Genomic DNA, 22,679 nt, shown 5'->3' on the forward strand with positions numbered 1-22,679 from the left:
TGAAAATAAGATACGAGGATGCTTTTCTTTGAAAATTTCCGTTCTGACAGTGTGTTTTAATTCGGCGGAGACGATAGATTACGCATTGTCTTCATTTATGGAACAAGATTATCCTGATAAGGAGCTCCTCATCATTGATGGTGATTCTCAGGATGAAACTGTTTCGATTGCTCGTCGTTATGAAGCTGATAATGTACGTGTTATTTCTGAGCCTGACGAAGGTATGTATGACGCTTTGAATAAAGGGTTGAAGCTGTTTACTGGTGATGCAGTTGGAATCCTTAACTCTGATGACAGATATTCTGATAGCCGTGTATTGAGTAAGTTGTGAACATAGTTAGTCCTCAATAGAGGTATTTTAGTATACTCACATCCATGAAGAAGTTAAAAATATGAGCGTTTTAAATATTACTAAAAAAATACTTAACAATACAAAACTTTACTCTACAGGAGCTCGATTATATCACTATCTTAAACAGGTAATGATGCGGCTTTCATTGATAAATTCAGAAACTCTGTATTTGAAGCCTATGAAGCCAGTTGGGCATTACAAATCGCAGTATGGTCAGGATTTCTATCTAGAGAAACTGCAGCTGATATCTAGGGGAGGCTTTTTTGTCGAAGTAGGATGTAATCACCCGCAACAGAACTCCAATTCATATTTTTTGGAACATCAATATGGTTTCAGCGGCATATCAATAGATGCCATAGATTATTCAACCGAATATGAACAGCTAAGACCAAGGACGAAATTTCACCGTATCTTGATAGATATAATACCTGGAAAACGTGATTTCTATCAAGTGATTGATGAAGAAGGTTGGGAAAATCAAGTTAGCTCAGTCTATCAAGATACCCTGTTTAGGGGTAAAGGTTTTAAGGCAAAAAAAATAGAGATAGATGCAGTTCCGTTGAAAGATTTAATAGGTGATCGTAAGCATATTGACGTACTTCTTATAGATGTGGAGGGGTATGAGTTTAATGTCTTAGATTCGCTGGAGTGGAGTAAGGTAAAGCCTAGTGTTGTTGTTGTTGAAAATAATGGAGATTTTTACCCAAGGAGTAAAATGGAAGAGTATATGAAAGGTAAAGGCTATCTATTCGTTGCTAGGATTGGTGTGTGGGATGACATATATAAATTACAATAATGGGTTTTGGCTGTGCTTTAACACAGGCATTAATTCGTTACCCTTTTTACCTGTAGGGGCTAAAGCCGCTGAATATCAATAGAATTAAAGGTGATCAATTTGATGATCTTTTTTCAGTAGATTTACATATAACTATGAAATGCTTAAATTTTATACGGTAATCCTTATTGAATAATATTTTTAATAATGCCTGAAAAGTATATTGGAGTTTCTGAAAGGTTCTTTTAGGAGAAGTTACTAAGAAATATAGCCATTCAAATCCACTTTTGGATAGTTTCAATTTTTGACTAGGTTTGCTTGCTAGTTTAGATATTGCTGCTCCCAAGCAGTGATACTCTAAGTCTGGACGAATTTTATACAATTCTGTTGCAAAAAAATTTTGTTTAGGAGCACTAATACCAATTGCTACTTTAGTTTTTGGGGGAATGTTAAGTAAAGTAGACTTAATATCTTCAGAAACTTCCATGGTTAAAGCTAGAGGTAATTCATATTGTGAATCATCCGGGATATTTTCAATTTGTACGGCTGTGAAAAAAAACCATTCTTTCTTTGAAATTACGAGATCATTTATGTGGCTGACAACATGTGTGCCCGGTAGGTAAATAGTTGATCTATTATACATCATTGATAGGGCTTTTAGTGAAATACTATCAATCCAGAAATGATCTCTAGTTGGATCGTAGTTATTCCATATACTATGCCAGCATACTAAATTAATATAATGATTTATCATTTTGATTTAGATTCTTCTATTATATTGGCTGTTTTGGTTGTTAAGTACTCTTTCTCTATGGTTTTATAGTCCTGCCAGTTATCTATGCCTCGACTAGCGCGTTTATTGCGTAGTGATAAAAGGTAAGCTGTCGCTTTACTGCAATTCTTTCCTAAAATAACGGGGTATCCCATGGCAAAGTAGTCGAATGCCTTATTCGGTAACTGTGCATATTTGTTTGATGGAAAAATAAGTTTTTGTGAAGAAGACATTATTGATATTGCTTGTTTTCTGGGAATACTCCCTAAAAACTTTGACTTAGGGAAGCTTTCTTTCCATTTATTTAATAAGGGGCCGTCGCCAAGTATAATCCCTTTTTCTTTGTTCAGAGTTTTGGCAAATTCTTGGATGTCAAATTGAGGAGTTGCTCCGCCCGCATAACAAAAATCATAATCTTCGCCACCCTTTGAAAGACACTTAAAGTCTTCTCTTTGAAATCCAAGAGGTATTAATTTAACTTTTCTTGACTTATATGAGGTGTATCTTTTTAACCATTTTGAAAAATCAGGAGCTACTATTAGTATACGGTCTGCAAATTGGAGCGAAAATTTATAAATCAAATCACAATAACGGTTGAAAATTTTGTAAATTATTGATTTACTTTTGTATGATGATAGTGCGTCAGGCCATATATCTCGTATATCTACTATAAGGGATTGTTTTTTTAAAAATATTGTTGCTAATAGCACTTCTGGTGGTATTGAAGATACAACAACAGTATCCCAACGGAAGCGTATTGCCCAAGCCCATAATTTTATCGCAACTGTAAAATGACATAAAATTCTGGCGAAGCTAACATTTTGTAAATAACCTGGAACTCTAATGACTTTTAAATCAGATGTAGATGATAGTTTATCTACTGGAATATGCTTCTTGCGAGAATGGTCAAAGTTGCATGTAAATGTAACTACTGTATGACCTCGCTGAGAAAGTTCTTTGGCGAGGCGGGTATTTCTGTCACCACGCCCCGTGGCGTGATTTTCAAAAGGGGATATTATTAAAATCTTCATGAGAGAACCCTACTCGATAATCACGTTGATAGAGGGCGAATCGGAAACTTACTGCGCAATAGTATTCCAGCGGACATGCCAACTACCGCATAGTTATCTGATAACTCTCCAGAAAAAAGAGATCCTATTAAGATAACTATAAAACTTATTGCAATGAAATTGTTTGTAATAGATTGTTTCAAAGTTTTAAATGTCCCTAAAAGTAATATTAGTAACGTTAATATACCAGTTATGCCATAGAAAGCATAAAGCTCAATAGCTATATTATGGGGGTATTGATACCCTAGTTCCCATATCCCAGAGAAGTCATAATAATCAAAGCCTAAAAACGATATTTCTTTGTTTAATATTTCGTTCCATCCGTTGAGGCGGGTATTCGCCTCAATATTTAGTATTTTATACAAAATCCTATTATATACTGTTAGCGAGCTAGTCATTATAGCTAGTCGGTCTGCGTAAAAACTAACAGTTAATACGCATATGATGGAGAGGCATCCCAAAGCAATGGAAAATGATTTGGGCATTTTAGTAACCACAAAGAGACATACCGCCAGTATGATTGCAAAGGCACCTACTGAACCAGTTAGTATTGAACCAAAAGTCGCAAAACCAAGGAAGGTTACAGCTAGTATCTTTTTGGTATGGTTCGAATTTATTAGTAAACCTGCGGATAGAAATAATAGAAGGCCAAAAAAACGATACAACATATTTGGCCCAAATACTGAATATAAACGACCGTCAATGACGGTCCCAATTGCAATAAGAGCTATACAACCAGCAAACAACATCATGCTATTACCTATCGGCCAATTTAGTTCATCACTAAATGCGATTATCATTGCTATGAAAAAAGCTTTGATTGGCCATAAGTAGTAGTTTTGTATAGGAATATCTGACAATATTGTTTGTGTAATTAAAAGCATCATTAATATTGTAAATAAACAGAAAGGCAATAATGTATGCCTTTTTAGTGTCCCATCTTTAGGGATGCTAATAAAGAATAGAGGGACAAGTAAAAAAGAAACTAAGTCTATTCCCAGTATTTGAGCATTTCCAATAAAAGCTACCAATATTAACAATAAGCTTTTAGGGCTTATGGTATAAAGCCATCTCATATATAGACAACCCAGTATGCACTAGCGACGGTTATAATTGCAGCCAGCCTTGCGCTAATAATAACTATTATAAACTCGTGTATTTCATCCTGAGCTAAATCAGCAAGCTTGGCAAATCGGTGCTCAATATAAAATACATTGATGATAGTAAAAATCACATTAAATATAGTACTAGTATTAGCGAGTGTTAGTCTGTATTCGGGGTATATCGCGCAAATAATCCATGGAACTGTTAGACCCAATAAATTACATAATGTAGCCATAAATGAGCTGAAAAAAAGTATCTTCTTTTTTAAAAATAGTGCACCTATCATAATAATATACTTATTTGTATTTATTTCTTTATACACGTTCCTAAATAAATACAGATAAGGGAAAGTAACTATGCTCAAAGTTATGGCAGCCAGTAGAGATAGGGATTTGTATGAAGTCCCACTATCTATGCTATAGGAGATGATTACCACATATATAACGGTCCAGACTCTAGTTAAGACCATCACTTTCATCGCAGTATTATACCCAGTCGCAATTTTGTTTTTCAAAACAGCCTTATATTTGACAGTTGTTTGAAGTTGATCTCCTAAAATTGTAAGGGCTAATCCGCTGTAAGCTACCAATATAGCTATTTGGAGTATTATTGTTTCCATGGTCGTTTGATAATTTAATTACAATAAAAGATAAACTTACAATTTATGTAAGTGACTGAGAAATGACAGTAACACTCTATCATAACCAGTAAGTGTTTGAAATTAGATACTTTATAAATTGATTTCTCCAGTATCTTGGAAGAGGGTAGAAAAATAGCATAAAATTATGATGTTCTGATCAGTCATTAATAGCCGATAATTTAAAATTGACTATCTTTTATGATGTTTTTGTAGAATGCGTCTGTTATGAAAATGAAGCACCGATATCAATATGATTAGTTGTGCTGATGCTAGTAAATATACTTTACTGCCTATATGGATCGATACCCATCCCAATAATGCGATATTTAACCCGTAGAAAAGAAACAGGTACTGCTTAGGAATGTGTTGCATCAGTATGTGATGTAAATGGTCTCTATTAGATTGGAATGGACTTTCGCCTTTATACATGCGCTTTAAAACGACACGTAAGCAATCCACGGTAGGGATAGTTAACCACAAAAATATGGTGTCCGCATAGATTTTAACGTTGGCGTCAATATTATATGTCAACAGGGCAACGCTGCCTATCAGTAGGCCTAAGGCATAAGCGCCACCATCGCCCAGGAAAAACTCACCTTTCAAATTGTAAATAAGCATAATGCCGAGCGCGGATGCGAGAAATAGACATATGGCTTGGCGGTGAGGGTTGGTTGCTACCAGTGCCATTAGTATAAATAATACTAAGCTTATGGTGATAACACCTCCGTTAAAACCATCCATCATATTGAACGAAATAACGAGTGTCATAAGACATAAAATAGTAAAAGCTGATCCCCAAATCGGTCCTAGATTTGTAACTATACCGAAAGACCACTCTAATTTATCTAATCGTAATTCAGGAACCCAGTAAGTTAAGGTTAAGCAAATTACGAAGATCGTCCCTAACCGCAGTTTCCATCCCAGTTGTAAACGATCATCAATAAGGCCGAGAACAGCTATCATAATGGTACAAGTACCTATACCAATCATTCGTGTGCTGGCTTCGAAAAAGAAATGATTTAAAATCATACAAATGCATAAAGCCCCTACCATTAAAGCACCAACCAGAGGTGTAGAAACTAGATGACTTTTGTGGGCTTCCCGTTTTGGATCATCCATAATGCCCATAAGCTCACCGAAATAACGAGCATTAAGAGCGATGATTAAAACAGTTACAATGCCAAGATATGCAAAAAGTAAATTCATTTAATATTTCTATCGATTATCTTTTATTCGGACTAAGTATAGTAAATATCCCTAGATTAATATACTGAATTTGTCGTATTTTTTAATCTAAAGGTACAGAATGTATTAAAGTGTCTCTTTTAAGTGTTCTATTAACAATAATAAGCCCAATTGTTAGGATTGCCGTAAATGTATAGGCGGTGGCAGGCATTTGTAGCGGGAAATCTATCAAAGAATGCACGCCTATCTGGCCAATAACACACAAGATGGCCAATAGGTGTTTCCGGTATTTCTTTGTGTGTTTCAGGGTGTTGGTAAACTGTAGAATAAGCGCCAGCATGCCAGTTAAGAAAATGAGTGTACCGGGAATACCTATCGTAAAAGCAAGTTCCAGATAGTCATTATGGGCCCTATCAAAGTATGCGGGTAAATTGTGATCCCGCAACGGTTGGAATTTGTGTTCGAAAGAACCCGCGCCATGCCCTAAAATTGGTTTTTCTTTGATCCCGTCTATGATCATTTCATAGGCAACAAACCGGGTATCCAGAGTTGAATAATTATAAAGGCGTTGTTCCAGTTTTTCGCCGCTTATAGATCCGATAATTGAAAAAGCGGCAAAGGCAAGGAAAGCACCGAGTGCATATAATAACTTGTGCTCCCGGAAAGTAAGCCGTGTATTTAACAGGAAAAATACGGCAAGCATCAGCAAAGAAGAAAAGACACCAGCTCTAGAAGTGGTAAGCAATAGAGCTGTTAACAAAATCACTAATTTCAACCCTAAGAGCCATCCTTTGCTAAAGAAGAACTGGAGGCCGTCCAAGATAATATGCCTGTATAGCCTGTTTTCTTTTTTTAGGTTCGGGAATTTCACGCTGATTTCCAGGGCAGCGAGAATAAGCCCCATACCTAGATACGCTGCAAAGCTATTTCGATTTATAAAGGTGGATGTTAGAGACCCATAAGAAGTTGTTTTTTCATACCAAAGAACATGATCGTTTCCGGTGATATAAGCAATGAAGCCCCACAGGGCATAGAGTGATATTATATTTACTATATAGAATAATAGTTTTTCGGCTTTCAGCCTGTTGGATATAATGCCCGCTATTATAAAATGAAAACCCAGAATGCTAAGAACTTGGAGAGCGAAAAAGATTGCACGTTCTCCGTCAAGACCTGGTCCAAAAGTGATTATCTGATAGAAGCAAATACATAGAAATAGTGTGAGGCTAATCTGGGTTGGCACGGGCAGGATGTTATATTGCTTATGAGATACCTTTTTATACGAAAGTTGACCTACGGTCAGTATAACGCCGACAAAAACGTAAATAATCCACATCCATTGCCATACAGGCCTTGCGCTAGCGAAGAGTGCAGGTGACATTAAAAGTAGAAAGATAATTAGTTTTTGCACCTTTACGTTCCTTGAGCCGAATTTTTCGTTGCTATCTATAATTTCGATATAGGACTATAATTGGCTTTCTATTACAACATTCGCGATTGAGAAAGTCATAGAAGTAATATTCGTTTTCCCATTTATGCAGCTAAAGGTAAGTTTGCTTTATAGTTCATTCTCTCAGTCGGCCAATTAAGTGCTTTTAAGTTAATGCATATCCGGGTCTTGGTGTGCTTTGCGTTCCCTAAAGTCGTAGGTTCCATATCTCTGAAAGTAACAATCTCGTAGTTCGCTTTACTCGCATAGGGTTCTGGCATAGCGTAACTTCCATAGTTGATAAACTAGGGGGCTCACATGCTTAAAACTTCATATGCTGCGCTTGTTGCGGGCGCACTGTCGCTCACAGTGTCTGGATTGGTATCTGCACCAGCGGCAGCCGAAAATAATCCATTTAAAAATTTGTCACCACGATTGATTGGCCCTGCCTATCCGTCTGGCCGTATTTCTGATTTCGCTTTTGATCCAAAAAGAAGCAATCATTTCTATGTTGCTACCTCTTCTGGCGGTGTTTGGGAAACCGCAGATAATGGTATTTCCTGGAAACCAATTTTTGATAAATATGCGTCATACGCTACAAGCGATATCGAAATAGATCCGAACAACCCGAGTGTTTTGTGGCTGGGCACTGGTGAAAACAACGCTCAGCGTTCTGTAGCAAACGGTGATGGCGTTTATAAATCAGTAGATGGTGGTAAAAGCTGGAAAAATGTTGGCCTGAAGGATAGCGGTCATATTGGCCGTATCTGGATTAATTCTGAAAATAGCGATCATGTGCTTGTTTCTTCACAAGGACCGCTTTGGTCTTCTGGTGGTGATCGTGGTTTGTACCAAACCATGGATGGCGGTGCTACGTGGACCAGAATTCTGGATATTGATGAAAACACCGGCGTCAACGAATTTGTAGTCGATCCGAACAACCCAGATATTATTGTTGCCAGTAGTTATCAGCGCCGCCGGCATGTGTGGACACTTATCAATGGGGGGCCTGGTAGTGGTATCCACCGCACCACAGATGGCGGTAAAACCTGGAAAAAGGTTTCGAGCGGTTTACCCGGTGGAGAGCTGGGCCGTATCGGTATTGCAGGCTCCAAAAGCGAACCAAACCTTATTTACGCAATCATTGAAGCAGAAGATAAGGGCAAGGGCGTTTATGCTTCAACCGATTTCGGTGTAACATGGAAGAAGCGGTCATCACGCCAAACCAGCAGCCCTCAATATTATAACGAGCTTTTTGTTGATCCGTCTGATGCGGATACCGTTTATTCTGTGGATACTTTTACAAGTGTATCAAAGGATGGTGGCCGTACATGGAAACGCCTGAGTGCAAAAGCGCGCCACGTAGATGATCACGCAGTTTGGATTGATCCAAACAATAGCGATCATGTGTATATTGGTGGTGATGGCGGTATTTACGAAAGCTTTGATGCTGGCAGTAAATGGCGGCATATTCAAAACCTGCCGATCGTGCAGTTTTACCGCATAACGCCAGACAATGATGTGCCTTTCTACAATGTATGCGGTGGCACACAAGATAATAACTCGCTCTGTGGGCCATCCAGAACCAATGTGGTGCACGGTATTGTAAATAGCGATTGGAACATCATTCTGGGAGGCGATGGCTATAAAGCGGTCTCTGATCCAACCAATCCAGACATCGTTTATACTCAGTACCAGTATGGCGGTCTTGCACGCTATGACAAACGCACAGCCGAGCGTGTGTATATCGCGCCACAACCGGAAAGTGGCGAGAATAAATTCAAGTGGAACTGGAATACACCAATCGTTCTGAGCCCGCATAAATCAACGCGGCTTTATTATGCAGCTGAAAAGGTTTTTGTATCTGAAGACCGTGGTGACAATTGGCGTGTTATCAGCCCCGATTTAACCAGACAGTTAGACAGAAATAGCCTTGAGGTTATGGGCAGAGTATGGAGTGTGGATTCTGTTGCCAAAAACGATTCCACATCGAAATACGGCAGTATCATCGGCTTAAGTGAAAGCTCGCTGAAGGAAGGCCTTATTTATGTAGGTACTGACGATGGCTTGATTCAGGTTACAGAAGACGGCGGCCAAAACTGGCGCAAGGTTGAAAGCTTCAAGGGCGTGCCTGATATGTCGCTTGTTGAAGATATCATCGCCTCTGTTCACAGTGAAAATACGGCGTATGCGGTGGTTGATAACCATAAGCGCGGTGACTTTAAACCTTATATCCTGAAGACAACGGATAAGGGTAAGAAATGGAAGCTAATCAGCGGGAACCTTCCAGAACGCGGTACTGTTCACACGATCGCGGAAGATCATGAAAACCCAGACCTTCTATTCGCTGGTACTGAATATGGTTTGTTCTTTACACAAGATGGCGGAGATAACTGGCATCAGGTGAAAGCGGGTTTCCCAACCATTGCGGTTAGAGATCTTGAAATCCAGCGTAGAGAAAATGATCTGGTAATCGCAACATTTGGTCGTGGTATTTATGTGCTTGATGATTATTCACCGCTTCGCAACAAAATCGCAGATGTTGAAAGTGCAGACGCTACATTATTCCCGGTTAAGGATGCATGGCAATATGTTGAAGGGGATAAGTGGGGGACATCAACAACAGGTTTCTTGGGTGATCAGTTCTGGCGTGCAGAAAACCCACCATATGGTGCTGTTATCAGATATCACCTGAAGGATAGCCTTAAAACTGATAAAGCCCGCCGTAAAGCCGCAGAAGCGAAGCTTTTGAAAGAAGGTAAAGATACACCGTATCCTGATTTTGAAACCCTTCGTGCGGAAGATAACGAAGAAAAGCCAGCGGTTATTCTTACCATTAAAGATGATGCGGGTAATGTTGTGCGCCGACTTGCTGGTAAAACAGGAAAAGGCCTGCAGCAGGTTGCCTGGAATTTACGCTATGACGCACCGGATGCGGTCGCACTTAATTCATCTCGTGAACTTAGCGGGCCAATGGTGTTGCCGGGCACTTATAGCGTGGAAATGCATACTCGCGTTAAAGGCCAGCTCTCCAAGATTGGAGAAACGCGTTCCTTTAACGTGAAACCACTGGGCTTAAGCGATGAAGCAACAACGGATCGTCCGGCGCTACTTGCCTTCCAGCAGAAAACAGCAAAACTGCGTAGTGCTGTTATCGCGGCGAATATGACAAGCCGGGAAATGGCTAACCGTATTAAGTTTTTGGATGCCGCTTTCCTAAGAACACCAAATGCGCCTGATGCGTACAAGCAGCGTCTCGCGTCACTGAAAGATAGGCTGACAAAGCTGAACTATGCGCTGCTCGGTGATCGTACTATTTCCAGCCGGAATGAATCGGTGCCGATGTCAATCAATGAACGGGTTAACTCAATTGTCTTTGGTTCATGGAGAAGTCAAGCTCCTGCAACTGGTTTGCACCAAAAGGCGTATGATATTGCGTCAGAGGAATTCAAAATCGCGCTGGCTGAGCTAAAAGCTTTGTCCGCTGATTTGACTGCAATCGAGAAAGATATGAGTGCTGCAGGGGCTCCTGCCACTCCAGGCCGTCTACCTGAATGGCAGCCAGAATAAACCCTTAAACATTGGAACGGTACCTGAAAATAAGGTGCCGTTCCTATTCTATCTACCTCGCCTGCTCCCATCACGATGCCGTGCAATACGGCTCCCTGCCGTAGTTCTGAAACCAGCTTTGTGCTAATCAGCATGCAGGGTTTCTCGTCAATAATCTAAACTTGGGAGGTGGAAATGTGTGACGATCTAACGGAAGAAGACAATATTGCCTTTGAAAAAAAAGGTGGTGCTGTTAACCGCCGCGACTTTAGCAAACTAAGTATCGCTGCAATCACAGCTATGATGGCACCTTCTGCAGGTGTGTTTGCTGATGATACTATTCTGGAAAGTGATGTCACTGTAGATATGGCTTCAGGCCAATCTGATTGTTATTTCGTGCGACCATCTACTGGCAAACATCCTGGTATTCTATTATGGCCAGATATTAAAGGCCTGCGCCCGGCATTTAAGGCAATGGGACGGCGCCTTGCAAAACAAGGGTATTCTGTTCTTGTTGTAAACCCGTTTTACCGTGATGCAAAAGCACCTGTTGTTGGCCCGGATGCTAGTTTCCGTGATCCTGATACACGTAAATTCCTTATCGGTATGGCACGCAAGCTAACCCAAGATGCCAGCATGTCGGACGCTAGGGATTACATTAAATTCATTGATGCGCAAGAGAGTGTCGATACCTCTAAAAAGATTGGTACGATGGGATACTGTATGGGTGGCCCGCTTATTATGCGAACGGCTGGTGCAGTGCCGTCACGTGTAGGAGCTGCAGCCTCATTCCATGGGGGCGGCTTAGTGCGTGATAGTGAAGACAGCCCTCATCTTCTTATTCCAAACTCACCAGCCCATGTTCTTCATGCTATTGCTGAGAATGATGATGAGCGCTTCCCGGATGCAAAAAATGTTCTGCGGGCTGCTTATGAAAAAGCAGGTATTCCGGCTGAGATAGAGGTTTACAAAGGCACATTGCACGGCTGGTGCCCGCCTGACAGCCCTGTTTACAATAAAGAGCAAGCTGAAAAAGCATGGTCCAGATTGCTGGCGCTTTTTGAAACAGCTCTAGTATAGCGCTAAGATAGTTATATAGCGTACGGTCTAACCTTCTAGAGAAGGTTAGACTAAAGTCACAACCATGATCAAAAGCTTGATCTTCTTCATATATTGAACCTGGCACTCTTATTGGTATTGGCTTGGGGTAATGCCTGTGGCCTTTTTAAAAGCGTACGCCATATGGCTTTGATGGCTAAATCCTGTTGCAGCGCTAATCTCAGAAAGCGATAGCGGTCCGGCTAGATGTTCTTTTACTTTCTCTAGGCGAGCAAGCATCACGAATTCAGCAGGCGACACGCCGAAACTTACTTTAAACATTCGTGCAAAATGAAAAGGACTTAGGTTAACAATCTCAGCCATATCAGCGAGGGTTAGCTTTTCGTGCAGGCAGTCATATATAGCGGTTTTTATCCGTCTCATATTGAATGGAGAAAGCCCGCCGCTAATCGTTTGGTCTTTTATGTGGAAACCATTGTAGTGGGTCAGAATATGATGAAGGATCGCGTATAATAATTGTTCTGTAGCAAGGGAGAATGCCTGTTCCTTGTGTTCGCAGATGTTTAGATACTCGGTAAATAAACCGCTGAGTTTTGGATCTTGCTTATAGGTTAAATCGCGTAAATCAATAAAGCGAACATCATCATCAAAATTTAAGGCAGCATACTGCTTCAGTGCTTTGTCAGTAAAATACAAATGGGCAAATTCAATGAGGCCATTAATATGCCAGTCAGATGCTTGTCCTTGTGGCATTTGACAAAGGGAGTTCGGGCCGCCTTTTCTACCCACCTGATCAGACCTGTAGCTGGTCTCGCCGCCTTTAATATACATGCTTAGGGTATGTTTGTCGGGGCTATGGTAGTTCACTTGGGCCTGAGAGATTTTCCAGCGCTTGATCTCAACCCCAGGCAGAAACTCCGATTGAGTTAATAGTGAGGCGTTAAATGCATGCAGGTCTGCCACGTCTTCATCTCCAAGGAAATACCCTGATGAAAAGGGTTCGGTTATAAACCGCAAGATTATGATATAGGGGCGTTTTTTCAAATTATAAGATGCTAAAGCTACCTTTTACGGATGAAGCGTTCGGCTGATTGTCACGATTAAGCCGAGATCGTTTCACGGATATTGGGTGGTTTTTATTTGGTTTGAAAAAGCAAGTACAAGAGAAGTGGTATGCCCGAACACAGTATTAACACTCAACCCAAGGAAAACATTTTACTCTACGGTATAGCGTTAGGGATATTTGCCATATTGTTGGCGCTACGAGAAAATACCAGTTATTCGCATATTTATGATGTGTTACCTGTTATGGGGCGTACCCTTCCATATATTGTGCTAACTTCTTTGCTGGTAATTGCTTTTAAGATGAACGGCCATCATGTGCGCAATATCGGCTTGCGTCTGCCTGATTGGAATGTTTCAAAAAGTAAAATGGTTATGTTGATCATCGGGGCGGCACTGCTAATTTTAATAGCGCGTTTTGTTACTGCTATTCCCGTATCTTTATTAATGAATCATATGGATATTCCAGCGTCGAGGCTAGGGCAAACAGGCCAGCTGTCAGGTAACTTACCGCTATTGTTGATGATACTACCAGTGATGTGGATGGCTGTGGTTAGTGAAGAACTGCTAATCCGGGGTTTCCTGATGAATACACTTGCTCGTGTGTTTGGTGATACCAGAAAAGGCTGGATTTATGCGATTATTGGCTCTGCAATCATATTTGGTATTGGGCATTTCCCTCAAGGTATAAGAGGGGTGATTGGTGCTGGCGTTGGTGGGCTTGTTTATGGAACTGCCTACTATCTGGTAGGGCGTAGTCTTGTCCCTGGTATTATTGCGCATGCTGGTGTGAACACGGTTGGTTTTATTGCTGCATATTCTGAAGTGTAGTAGCAATAATGGCCTGTATCTTCTTGTATCAATTTCGCCAGCATATCTTTCATAAAACAAAGTGAATAATAGTTCCCCTAAGGTTATGTATAGCAATCTTGCCATCTAATAATTTGAAAAGAATGAAAAAAGTTGCCTTAACGAGAGAAAAGGCGATAGCCTCAAACTAAAGATTACCAGCAGTAAGTAATGAGATCATTAAATCTCAATTAGGGGGCTTATGCTAAAACTTGATAATGTTTCAAAGCGTTATAAAAAACGCTTAATTCTCAATGATGTCAGTTGTGAGTTTAATTCTGGTTTAAACCTATTGGTTGGCCCTAGCGGCGCAGGAAAATCTACACTTCTTCGTATGTGTGCGACTGTGGAAAAACCAACCTCGGGTCAGTTGTGGTGGCATGATAAACCTTACGCCAAGGTTAAACGAAAACTGAGATCTGAATTAGGCTATGCGCCTCAGATTGTTGACCTTCCCACTGATGTGACCGGGCGAGAGTTTTTAGAGCACATCGCTGCATTAAAATCAGTAGGTAAAGATGCGAACGCTCAAATAACTGAACTTTTGGAACAGTTGGGTCTGAGCCATGATGCTGACCAGCGCATCATTGGCTGGTCTGGTGGTATGCGCAGACGGTTAATATTGGCTCAGGCATTTTTAGGGGAGCCGAAATTATTGGCGCTGGACGAACCAACTGCGGAATTGGATACTGATACAGCAACAAGAGTTGCGGAATTGATAGCCCACGCCGCCCAATCAGCTACGATATTGCTGACTACCCATTTAGTAGATCATTTTGATTCTATAGGCGCCAATATTGTACGAGTTACAGATGGCGGGGTGCATGCAGCATGAGTGCTTTAAGCGTCCTTCAATCTAGCACCCAGTTGGAACTGAAACGCTATATACGCAGTTCCGCTTTATTGTTGGCGGCACTCGCGACACCCATAGCAGCGCATTATATGGTGCCAGACAAAGAGGCATCCTACGCGGTTTTAACAATTAATCAGCAAGTGCCCGTTTTAACAGCAGCAATTTTAGGGCTTGATCTCGGTGTAATCGCAGCAACCTTGTTGACACCGCTTGCTTATATCTTTTTGAGGGCTGGGCCTACGCGGCACCGGCCATGGCAGATAACAGATACAGCAGCGCATTCACGTGTTGCTTGGGCTTTTGGCCGCTGGGCTGCTGATACATGCGCATTATGGATGTTACTGGTCGGGCTTACTATTGCTGGCTTGATCCTTGGTATCTTTAGATTAGAAGGCCAGATGAATATTGTTGAAACAACAATTGCTCTCTGGTTGCCGGCTGCGCCCGCACTTGCTTTGATTGCTGCAATTCGACTGTTTTTAGATGCACGCAACCTTACCCGTCGGTGGTTTGGTGATGTGGTCTTTTTCATCCTTTGGATAGCTTTGTTGATCGTGAGTATCATTGGAACTGTTGATCCTGAGACCAATTACATGACCAATAATCCAATGACAGACGCCTTTGGTTTTACTTCACCTATCATTGGTGCGGTAGATTATCCGGTAGATGGCGTAACCATTGGTGGTGCACCTAATAGCGGTGAAACAGTTATGGTGGATGCTTATCGCGGTGTTACTGACGCGGGTTATATGATGGCGCGTTTGTCTTGGCTTGGTATTTCAGCACTGGTTGTTGTTGTTGCAGGACTGATTTGGGCGCCGATGAAGGCTCGTTCGATTCAGGTAAAGGGCAATCCAGCCGCACCACTATCAACATATAAAACGTCCATAAAAGATGTGCCGTTTAAGGCACCTAAAGTCGTTTCCGCCCGAGTGTCTCATTATGTCGCCGGTGTTATTAGTGAAGTTAAATTGCTGTTTAGAAGCCGTTTATCTCTACTAATTTTGTTGGCGGTTGCAATTGCCGGAGCATTTTTACCTTTTAGAACGGTTGCGGGCCCTGCAATTTTCTTGGTGCTTATATTTCCAATCTCGCAGGCAAGCGCTCGGTGGCAAAACAACACTGTAAGCACTTTGCTTAATACATTTGGGCCAGGGCGTTTTGAGCGAGCGGTTATTTTGTTTTTGAGTTCAATGTTTGTGGCAATCGTGACGCTTACGCCTGCAATGATTGTTGCCGTTTTCAGCGGTAATTCAAACAGCTTAATTGATGCAGGGCTGATTGCTGTATCTGTGCCCTTGGTTTTAGTTGCCCTTGGGGCCTTAACCCGTAGCGCTGTGGCAGGTCGGTTGATTATGTTGATGGCTTGGTATGTTTATCTGTCATCTGCGACTTAAGCTTTATGTAAGCTAATTGAAATGGGCTTTCAGCTAAGGCTAGGCTATGTCGGATGAAGCTAAAGTATTGGTGGAGCCGAGGGGGCTCGAACCCCTGACCTCTACACTGCCAGTGTAGCGCTCTCCCAGCTGAGCTACGGCCCCATCTGATCGTCTGGTGCGAAATATATAGGTAACTGCTTGAAGCTAGGCAAGAAAAAAGCGGGCTAATTGGCCCGCTTTTTCATTTCGTAGAATTTGCTCGAAGCTAAACTCTTACTGGTCATCCTCAGTGAGAGATGTATCAACCATGCTTGAAACTTCAGCATCATCGTCATCATCAAGGCTTACAGCATCAATATCGTCGTCACCGCTAACTTCTAGATCATCATCTTCTAGATCCAGATCTTCGTTTTCGGAGCTTTCTTTCTCAGCTTTTTCTTCAACAATGATCGGCTGTTTAGTCTTCAGAATTGGCTCAGGTTTGAAATCTGTACCACATTCAATACATACAACTGGGTCGTCTTTTTGTAGGTCATAAAAGCGCTCGCCACACTTTGGGCATGTGCGTTTTGTACCCCATTCTGGTTTTGCCACGTGCTTCTCCTTGAAATTTGACGCGCTTTAGAGCTATGAATTTGGCGCATCCCTTGCCATGATCGGCAGCGACTGTCAAAGCAATAGTCGTTCACTTGTTTTATTAATACGGAAATTTCACTGTGCCAAGCCTTGTTTCTCAGTCTAAATCAGCACTTAAGGGCCAAATAAAGGTTCCAGGTGATAAATCGGTGTCTCACCGCTCACTTATGCTTTCAGCTCTTGCCGTTGGGGAAAGCCGAATCAGCGGTCTCCTTGAAGGAGAAGATGTGCTGGCAACCGCTGATGCTATGCGGGCCATGGGTGCAAAAATTGAAAAGGTCGAATGTGGTGATTGGGTAGTAAACGGCGTTGGTGTTGGTGGCCTTCTGCAGCCGGATGATATCATTGACATGGGAAATAGCGGTACGAGTTGCCGCCTGTTGATGGGTTTGATGGCGAGCCATGATATTACTGTAACGGTTACAGGGGATGCTTCTCTGCGTGGCAGGCCGATGAAGCGGGTCATCACGCCGCTTAGTAAAGTTGGTGCGGAATTCACAGCACGAGATGAAATTTATCTGCCGATTACAATCAAAGGCACGGATACGCCGATACCTATTGATTACACAACGCCAATGGCCAGCGCGCAGGTGAAATCAGCAGTGATGCTGGCAGGGTTGAATACCCCAGGTATTACGACGGTTCGCGAAAAAATCTCTACCCGAGATCACACTGAACGCATGCTAACAGCAATGGGCGCTAAGGTGACGACAACTGAGGAGAATGGCTATTATGTTATCCGCCTTGAAGGTCAGCCTGAATTGACGCCTATTAGCCTTGAAGTGCCGGGCGATATTTCTTCAAGTGCGTTTCTTCTGGTGGCCGCAAGTATTATTCCGGGGTCAGATATTCTGATCGAAAATGTTGGTCTTAATCCGCTCCGTACAGGTGTGGTGGATGCGCTGAAAGCGATGGGTGCGGATATTACCGTGGAAAACCCGCGTGAACTTGGTGGTGAGCCTGTGGGTGATCTACGTGTGCGCTATGCTCAGCTTAAAGCGGTTACTGAATTACCTGTTGATCCAAGTACAATGATTGATGAATTCCCAGTGGTCTTCTGTGCCGCAGCGGTGGCAGAGGGTACCAGTCGTTTTATGGGGCTTGAAGAGTTGCGCGTTAAAGAGAGTGACCGTCTCTCAGCGATGGCGGAAGGTCTTAAAGCCAATGGTGTTGAGCTGAAAGAGTTTGATGATGGTATCGAAATCATTGGTAATGCAGGCAAAGTGCCGGGCGGTGCGCAGGTGAAAACCTTCCTTGATCACCGCATTGCCATGAGTTTTGCCATTCTTGGGCAGATGGCAGAAGCGCCAATTACTGTTGATGATGCTGCTCCGATCCAAACCAGTTTTCCAACTTTTGTTGAGTTGTTGACGGGCCTTGGTGCGGGTATGACGGTGTAGCTTGTAATCACCGGTGGGGGCAATTTGAGGTATGAAATATCTGGTTTTTCTGGCTTTAGGCTTGCTGGTGTATATGCAGGCCAAGGCGACTGGTAATCTGGATGGTGTATGGAAAACCGAAGGGTACGGTTTTCTGTTTCATATTGAAGGGAGCCAAGTTTCCATTTTCGGAACAAGCGGTGTGAGCTGTTTACCGAGTGTGCTTTCTCCCGGTTCTGTGACCTACCAATCTGGTGATGAATATGTCGCTAGTTTCCCTGTAGCTGTGTCTGGTTTCATTGAAGCAGATATGCGCGTAACTGCACCAGATAATGGTATTCGCTATTTCAGCCGTTCGGATACAGGGTCAAAAATGAAGGCGGAATGCTTAAGTGAATTACCAACGTTATGTGTTCAACCCGTCGATCGTTCAGTTGAGGCTACAACGATAGCCTTTCTTAGTATTTTCGAACAAAACTACCCATTCTTCGAAGAGAAAAAGATCAGTTGGGATAAAGAAGCCATACTCAAGGGCGCGTCTGCTGTTCAATCCTCCGCTGAATTGCATGATCTCTTTGTAAACGAACTTCTAAAATTTCGGGACCCACATACAGTACTCGTAGCCCCTGATGTGGAGCGCTATTTCTTCGGGGCCGAGCATGTTGAACGTGTACCAGCCTATAATGGTTTCGAGCAGGTTAGTAGCGTTATTGAAGATCACTATCTTACGGGCGGTGTAAGCTCATACTGTAATAACCAGTTTCAGTTCGCAGATATCAAAAGCGGTATTTTATATCTCCGATTAGCTTCTTTTACACCGTGTGAAGAATACGAAGCGGCTCTGGATGAACTTTTTAAGAAGCTTCAAGCAAGCGATAAGTTGATTATTGATTTGCGCTCAAATGTTGGGGGAAGTGACCAAGTGGCGCTGCAGCTGTTATCGCGCCTGACAAAAGACGATTATGTCGCATACTTGAAGCAGGCGGCGGTAGATTTTGCAGCAACTGGAGAGTGGACTGCACCCGAATCTATCGTGGTGAAAGCGTTTGGCGAGAATTCCTATGACGGTGATATTGTTGTGCTAACAGATGCGGGCACTATGAGTGCCGCAGAAACGTTCCTGATGGGCCTTAAAGGGCGAACACCTAAAGTCACACAGGTTGGGGAAGCAACGGTTGGAGCTTTCTCAGATATCCTGCCGCGGATTTTGCCGAACGGATTTTTGCTTGGGCTTCCAAATGAACGCTATGTTGATGGAAGCGGCAAGAGCTTTGACATGACAGGCCTTAAGCCCGATATCGCTGTTGCCCTTAATCTTGAGAAGCTGCTTGCGGGGCAAGATAATCAGTTGGATACGGTGCTTGAGATATTGAATTAATAACAAGGGCGTATTCGGTACGCCCTTGTTATTAAGTATTCTTCATTGTTCAGGGAACTGGGCGAAAGTTACCAGATGGCCACCTGGCTCTCGGTATGTAATTTCGCGGGCACCATAAAAGGTGGTGCGTTCTGCCATCACTTTGTCATATCCCTTCAGTTTTTCGGCGACAGCATCTAAATCATTTACCGTTACATAGAGAAGAACCGGGCTACCTGCGGTGGCTAGGGAGGCATCATCTTCTTTCAGGCTGTCATAGGTTTGGTACATCACCTGCTGGTTGCCGTTCACAAGAATGGCAAAGCCCATCGCACCTCCCTCTGGTACGCGTACTGTTACTTCGAAACCAATCTTTGCAAAAAATTCTGCAGATGGTTCTATGCTATCAACAGGCAAATTAGGTGTGAGTTGTTGGATCATGATCTGTGCCCCCAAAATAAGTGCTTTTAACATAACATCTCTCTTTAAGTATGTTCTTGATTTGTTCCTTATCACGAGATGTGTTATTTGTAAAAATATATTCTTCTCTGGCGCCAGTAGGCTGTATTTTCTATAAGCGCCGCAGATATCGATAAAAGGTGATTCGCGTTGATTATTGCAATTGATGGCCCAGCGGCAGCTGGAAAGGGAACGCTTGCCAAGCGTCTGGCAAAAGAGTTGGGTTATGCATATCTGGATACTGGCGCACTGTACCGTGCGGTGGGGCTTGCTGTCTTGAAGGCGGGCGTGGACCCGAAGGATAATGCCTTCGCGGAGGCTGCTTCAGCAGATCTGGATCTATCCCTCCTTGAAGCACCAGAACTACGCCATGAAGCAACGGGCACTGCGGCGTCTCATGTTGCTGCTATGCCAGTAGTTAGGTCTAACCTTCTGAATTTTCAGCGTAATTATGCATCTAATCCTCCAGGTGGTGTTGAAGGTGCTGTACTAGACGGCAGAGATATCGGTACTGTGGTGTGCCCTGATGCGGACTTGAAACTGTTTGTTACAGCCAGTGCAGAAGAACGAGCACGCCGCAGAACTGCAGAGCAGGAAAGTCGCGGCGAGATGGCTGATTTTGAAGCTATTCTTGCTGATGTTAAAGCCAGAGACGAGCGCGATATGAACCGTGCGGAAGCGCCTTTGAAGCCCGCTGAAGATGCCCTCTTGCTAGATACAACATTATTAGATATAGACGCCGTGTTTCAAAGAGCTGTTGCGGTCGTACGCGAACGACAATAGTTCCAATAACCGAAGACGCATTACATGCGGTCCCCATGCTTTACGCGTGAGGGATATTTTGTGTTGCTGTTAGAGGCTTCCGGGCAGGAGAAAATGAAAGGGTTGTCCTTTCGTTATATATCCCGGGAGAAGACCGCCGGAACCAACCGGCTGGCACGAAAACAAAACTATACTGAAAGGAAGACTTAAATGTCTGACGTGGCAACAATGCCTAGCCTCTCTGATTTTGAGGCCCTACTGAATGAATCTATGCCAGCTGAAACTGGCTTTGAAGGCCAGGTTGTAACTGGTACAGTTGTTTCTGTTGAAAACGACTTCGCGATCGTTGATATCGGACTTAAAGCCGAAGGTCGCGTTCCTCTTAAAGAATTCGCAATGCCAGGCCAGCAAGCTGAAATCGCTGTTGGAGACAATGTTGAAGTATTCGTTGATCGCGTTGAGAACGCACTTGGCGAAGCTATCCTGTCTCGCGATAAAGCGCGCCGTGAAGAAGCTTGGACTGAGCTTGAAAAAGCATTTGAAGGCGACGCTCGTGTTAACGGTGTTATCTTCGGCCGCGTTAAAGGCGGTTTCACTGTAGACCTGAACGGCGCTGTTGCGTTCCTTCCTGGTTCACAAGTGGACATTCGCCCAATCCGCGACGTAACACCGCTTATGAACATTGAGCAGCCGTTCCAGATCCTGAAAATGGATCGTCGTCGTGGTAACATCGTTGTATCTCGCCGTGCTATCCTTGAAGAAGATCGTCAAGGCCAGCGTGCAGAGCTTCTTGGTAAGCTTAAAGAAGGTGATGCAATCGACGGTGTTGTTAAGAACATCACTGATTACGGTGCGTTCGTTGATCTTGGCGGTATCGATGGTCTTCTCCACGTTACTGACATGTCATGGCGCCGTGTTAACCACCCATCTGAAGTTCTTACAATTGGTGAGACTATCAAGGTTCAAGTGGTTCGCATTAACCCTGAGACACAGCGCATCAGCCTTGGCATGAAGCAGCTTGCTGAAGATCCTTGGGAAGGCATCGAAGCGAAATACGTTGTTGGCGCTAAGTTCAACGGTGTTGTTACAAACATCACTGACTACGGTGCATTCGTTGAGCTAGAGTCTGGCGTTGAAGGCCTGGTACACGTTTCTGAAATGAGCTGGGTTAAGAAGAACATCCACCCAGGTAAGATCGTTTCTACAAGCCAAGAAGTTGAAGTTATGGTTCTTGAAGTTGATGCTTCTAAGCGCCGTATTTCTCTTGGTCTTAAGCAGTGTGGCGACAACCCATGGGAAGCATTCGCTGATAAGTACCCTGCAGGTACAGAAATCGAAGGCGAAGTTAAGAACATCACTGAGTTCGGTCTGTTCATCGGTCTTGAAGGCGATGTGGACGGCATGGTTCACCTATCTGATCTTGATTGGGATCGTTCTGGTGAAGAAGCTATCCAAGACTTCAAGAAAGGCGACACAGTTAAAGCCGTTGTTCTTGATGTAGACATGAAGAAAGAGCGTATCTCTCTTGGTATCAAACAGCTTTCTGGCGACCCATTCGCGGACGTTTCTTCTAAGAAGCGCGGTGAGCAGGTTTCTGTAGTTGTTACTAAGGTAACTGAGAACGGTCTTGAAGTTGAGCTTGGCGACACTGGCGTTTCTGCGTTCATCCGCCGCTCTGATCTTGCACGTGACCGTGATGACCAGCGCCCAGAGCGCTTCTCAGAAGGTGACAAGCTTGATGCAATGGTAACTGGCGTTGATAAGAGCAGCCGTAAAGTTAACCTTTCAATCAAAGCTCTTGAGATCTCTGAAGAAAAAGCTGCTGTTGAACAGTTTGGTTCATCAGACTCTGGTGCAAGCCTTGGTGATATCCTTGGTGCTGCGCTTGAGAAAGCAAAAGATAACTAAGCCATACGCTTATTATTCTTACGGGAAAGCCGCTGCCATTTTTGGTGGCGGCTTTTTTGTATTTGAACAAGGGTAGTTAGAAAAATCTCTTACTCTGATG

19 protein-coding genes and 1 tRNA gene are annotated in these 22,679 nt (G+C 43.0%); 11 read left to right on the plus strand and 9 right to left on the minus strand.

The genetic code is table 11. The annotated features are described in order from the left end of the window. Positions 1 to 28 precede the first annotated feature (28 nt). On the plus strand, positions 29 to 331 hold the full coding sequence (locus tag MF542_RS12520) for a glycosyltransferase (protein ID WP_281501666.1): 303 nt from the start codon (positions 29 to 31) through the stop codon (positions 329 to 331). A gap of 61 nt (positions 332 to 392) precedes the next feature. Then, positions 393 to 1,148 (plus strand): FkbM family methyltransferase, encoded by a 756-nt coding sequence (locus MF542_RS12525; protein WP_247019940.1) that lies wholly within the window; start codon positions 393 to 395, stop codon positions 1,146 to 1,148. Positions 1,149 to 1,242: 94 nt separating this feature from the next. Here MF542_RS12525 and MF542_RS12530 read toward each other — a convergent pair whose 3' ends face one another. The 5 genes from MF542_RS12530 to MF542_RS17835 form a co-directional block, all read right to left on the minus strand. Continuing rightward, complete coding sequence (locus tag MF542_RS12530) at positions 1,243 to 1,881, minus strand: WecB/TagA/CpsF family glycosyltransferase (RefSeq protein WP_247019942.1); 639 nt, start codon at positions 1,879 to 1,881, stop codon at positions 1,243 to 1,245. Then, positions 1,878 to 2,930 carry a glycosyltransferase gene (locus MF542_RS12535; protein ID WP_247019944.1) on the minus strand — a complete coding sequence of 351 codons (1,053 nt, stop codon included), beginning with the start codon at positions 2,928 to 2,930 and terminating at the stop codon, positions 1,878 to 1,880. The genes MF542_RS12530 and MF542_RS12535 overlap by 4 nt, the downstream gene beginning before the upstream one ends. A 20-nt stretch (positions 2,931 to 2,950) precedes the next feature. Continuing rightward, on the minus strand, positions 2,951 to 4,045 hold the full coding sequence (locus MF542_RS12540) for a hypothetical protein (protein ID WP_247019946.1): 1,095 nt from the start codon (positions 4,043 to 4,045) through the stop codon (positions 2,951 to 2,953). A gap of 857 nt (positions 4,046 to 4,902) precedes the next feature. Next, positions 4,903 to 5,919 carry a glycosyltransferase family 4 protein gene (locus MF542_RS12545; RefSeq protein WP_247019948.1) on the minus strand — a complete coding sequence of 339 codons (1,017 nt, stop codon included), beginning with the start codon at positions 5,917 to 5,919 and terminating at the stop codon, positions 4,903 to 4,905. An 82-nt stretch (positions 5,920 to 6,001) separates the two neighbouring features. After that, on the minus strand, positions 6,002 to 7,309 hold the full coding sequence (locus MF542_RS17835) for an O-antigen ligase family protein (protein ID WP_247019950.1): 1,308 nt from the start codon (positions 7,307 to 7,309) through the stop codon (positions 6,002 to 6,004). Positions 7,310 to 7,645: 336 nt separating this feature from the next. Between MF542_RS17835 and MF542_RS12555 the strand changes: the two genes are divergently transcribed. Together MF542_RS12555 and MF542_RS12560 are read left to right on the plus strand one after the other, a co-directional pair. Continuing rightward, on the plus strand, positions 7,646 to 10,897 hold the full coding sequence (locus tag MF542_RS12555) for a glycosyl hydrolase (protein WP_247019952.1): 3,252 nt from the start codon (positions 7,646 to 7,648) through the stop codon (positions 10,895 to 10,897). A 174-nt stretch (positions 10,898 to 11,071) separates the two neighbouring features. Further along, on the plus strand, positions 11,072 to 11,956 hold the full coding sequence (locus MF542_RS12560; protein WP_247019955.1) for a dienelactone hydrolase family protein: 885 nt from the start codon (positions 11,072 to 11,074) through the stop codon (positions 11,954 to 11,956). A 108-nt stretch (positions 11,957 to 12,064) separates the two neighbouring features. On the opposite strand, the gene MF542_RS12565 is transcribed toward MF542_RS12560, so the two are convergent. Then, entirely contained in the window at positions 12,065 to 12,898 is an 834-nt protein-coding gene (locus MF542_RS12565; RefSeq protein WP_247019957.1) for a helix-turn-helix transcriptional regulator, read from the minus strand. 210 nt (positions 12,899 to 13,108) lie between these two features. On the opposite strand from MF542_RS12565, the gene MF542_RS12570 reads away from it, so the two are divergent. The 3 genes from MF542_RS12570 to MF542_RS12580 all read left to right on the plus strand — a co-directional run bounded on the left by MF542_RS12570 (position 13,109) and on the right by MF542_RS12580 (position 16,096). Further along, positions 13,109 to 13,828 carry a CPBP family intramembrane glutamic endopeptidase gene (locus MF542_RS12570; protein WP_247019959.1) on the plus strand — a complete coding sequence of 240 codons (720 nt, stop codon included), beginning with the start codon at positions 13,109 to 13,111 and terminating at the stop codon, positions 13,826 to 13,828. A gap of 220 nt (positions 13,829 to 14,048) precedes the next feature. After that, positions 14,049 to 14,681 (plus strand): ATP-binding cassette domain-containing protein, encoded by a 633-nt coding sequence (locus MF542_RS12575; protein WP_247019961.1) that lies wholly within the window; start codon positions 14,049 to 14,051, stop codon positions 14,679 to 14,681. Then, a complete protein-coding gene (locus MF542_RS12580; RefSeq protein WP_247019963.1) occupies positions 14,678 to 16,096 on the plus strand; it encodes a hypothetical protein in 1,419 nt (472 codons plus the stop codon). The genes MF542_RS12575 and MF542_RS12580 overlap by 4 nt, the downstream gene beginning before the upstream one ends. Before the next feature lie 68 nt (positions 16,097 to 16,164). Here MF542_RS12580 and MF542_RS12585 read toward each other — a convergent pair. Together MF542_RS12585 and MF542_RS12590 are read right to left on the minus strand one after the other, a co-directional pair. Next, positions 16,165 to 16,240: transfer RNA gene (locus tag MF542_RS12585), tRNA-Ala, on the minus strand. A 111-nt stretch (positions 16,241 to 16,351) separates the two neighbouring features. Next, a complete protein-coding gene (locus tag MF542_RS12590; protein ID WP_247019965.1) occupies positions 16,352 to 16,672 on the minus strand; it encodes a TIGR02300 family protein in 321 nt (106 codons plus the stop codon). Between the two features lie 122 nt (positions 16,673 to 16,794). Between MF542_RS12590 and aroA the strand changes: the two genes are divergently transcribed. Both aroA and MF542_RS12600 read left to right on the plus strand, forming a co-directional pair. Beyond that, the gene (aroA, locus tag MF542_RS12595) at positions 16,795 to 18,114 is read left to right on the plus strand and encodes a 3-phosphoshikimate 1-carboxyvinyltransferase (RefSeq protein WP_247019967.1); all 1,320 of its coding nucleotides are present in this window, start codon (positions 16,795 to 16,797) and stop codon (positions 18,112 to 18,114) included. Between the two features lie 31 nt (positions 18,115 to 18,145). After that, positions 18,146 to 19,471 carry a S41 family peptidase gene (locus MF542_RS12600; protein WP_247019969.1) on the plus strand — a complete coding sequence of 442 codons (1,326 nt, stop codon included), beginning with the start codon at positions 18,146 to 18,148 and terminating at the stop codon, positions 19,469 to 19,471. Between the two features lie 42 nt (positions 19,472 to 19,513). Here the strand turns inward: MF542_RS12600 and MF542_RS12605 are convergent, their stop codons facing one another. Further along, positions 19,514 to 19,924 carry a VOC family protein gene (locus MF542_RS12605; protein WP_247019971.1) on the minus strand — a complete coding sequence of 137 codons (411 nt, stop codon included), beginning with the start codon at positions 19,922 to 19,924 and terminating at the stop codon, positions 19,514 to 19,516. A gap of 135 nt (positions 19,925 to 20,059) precedes the next feature. Between MF542_RS12605 and cmk the strand changes: the two genes are divergently transcribed. Beyond that, entirely contained in the window at positions 20,060 to 20,692 is a 633-nt protein-coding gene (cmk, locus tag MF542_RS12610) for a (d)CMP kinase (RefSeq protein ID WP_247019973.1), read from the plus strand. Between the two features lie 189 nt (positions 20,693 to 20,881). Continuing rightward, positions 20,882 to 22,579 (plus strand): 30S ribosomal protein S1, encoded by a 1,698-nt coding sequence (rpsA, locus tag MF542_RS12615; RefSeq protein ID WP_247019975.1) that lies wholly within the window; start codon positions 20,882 to 20,884, stop codon positions 22,577 to 22,579. The last annotated feature ends 100 nt before the right edge of the window (positions 22,580 to 22,679 follow it).

Source organism: Kordiimonas laminariae, assembly GCF_023008165.1.
GTDB lineage: Bacteria > Pseudomonadota > Alphaproteobacteria > Sphingomonadales > Kordiimonadaceae > Kordiimonas > Kordiimonas laminariae.

What these genes read in the sequence shown, in the direction of transcription:
- MF542_RS12525 (WP_247019940.1), top strand. Translation starts at nt 393, where the DNA reads ATGAGCGTTTTAAATATTACTAAAAAAATACTTAACAATACAAAACTT.
- MF542_RS12530 (WP_247019942.1), bottom strand. Translation starts at nt 1,881, where the DNA reads ATGATAAATCATTATATTAATTTAGTATGCTGGCATAGTATATGGAAT.
- MF542_RS12535 (WP_247019944.1), bottom strand. Translation starts at nt 2,930, where the DNA reads ATGAAGATTTTAATAATATCCCCTTTTGAAAATCACGCCACGGGGCGT.
- MF542_RS12540 (WP_247019946.1), bottom strand. Translation starts at nt 4,045, where the DNA reads ATGAGATGGCTTTATACCATAAGCCCTAAAAGCTTATTGTTAATATTG.
- MF542_RS12545 (WP_247019948.1), bottom strand. Translation starts at nt 5,919, where the DNA reads ATGAATTTACTTTTTGCATATCTTGGCATTGTAACTGTTTTAATCATC.
- MF542_RS12555 (WP_247019952.1), top strand. Translation starts at nt 7,646, where the DNA reads ATGCTTAAAACTTCATATGCTGCGCTTGTTGCGGGCGCACTGTCGCTC.
- MF542_RS12560 (WP_247019955.1), top strand. Translation starts at nt 11,072, where the DNA reads ATGTGTGACGATCTAACGGAAGAAGACAATATTGCCTTTGAAAAAAAA.
- MF542_RS12570 (WP_247019959.1), top strand. Translation starts at nt 13,109, where the DNA reads ATGCCCGAACACAGTATTAACACTCAACCCAAGGAAAACATTTTACTC.
- MF542_RS12575 (WP_247019961.1), top strand. Translation starts at nt 14,049, where the DNA reads ATGCTAAAACTTGATAATGTTTCAAAGCGTTATAAAAAACGCTTAATT.
- MF542_RS12580 (WP_247019963.1), top strand. Translation starts at nt 14,678, where the DNA reads ATGAGTGCTTTAAGCGTCCTTCAATCTAGCACCCAGTTGGAACTGAAA.
- MF542_RS12600 (WP_247019969.1), top strand. Translation starts at nt 18,146, where the DNA reads ATGAAATATCTGGTTTTTCTGGCTTTAGGCTTGCTGGTGTATATGCAG.
- MF542_RS12605 (WP_247019971.1), bottom strand. Translation starts at nt 19,924, where the DNA reads ATGTTAAAAGCACTTATTTTGGGGGCACAGATCATGATCCAACAACTC.
- rpsA (WP_247019975.1), top strand. Translation starts at nt 20,882, where the DNA reads ATGTCTGACGTGGCAACAATGCCTAGCCTCTCTGATTTTGAGGCCCTA.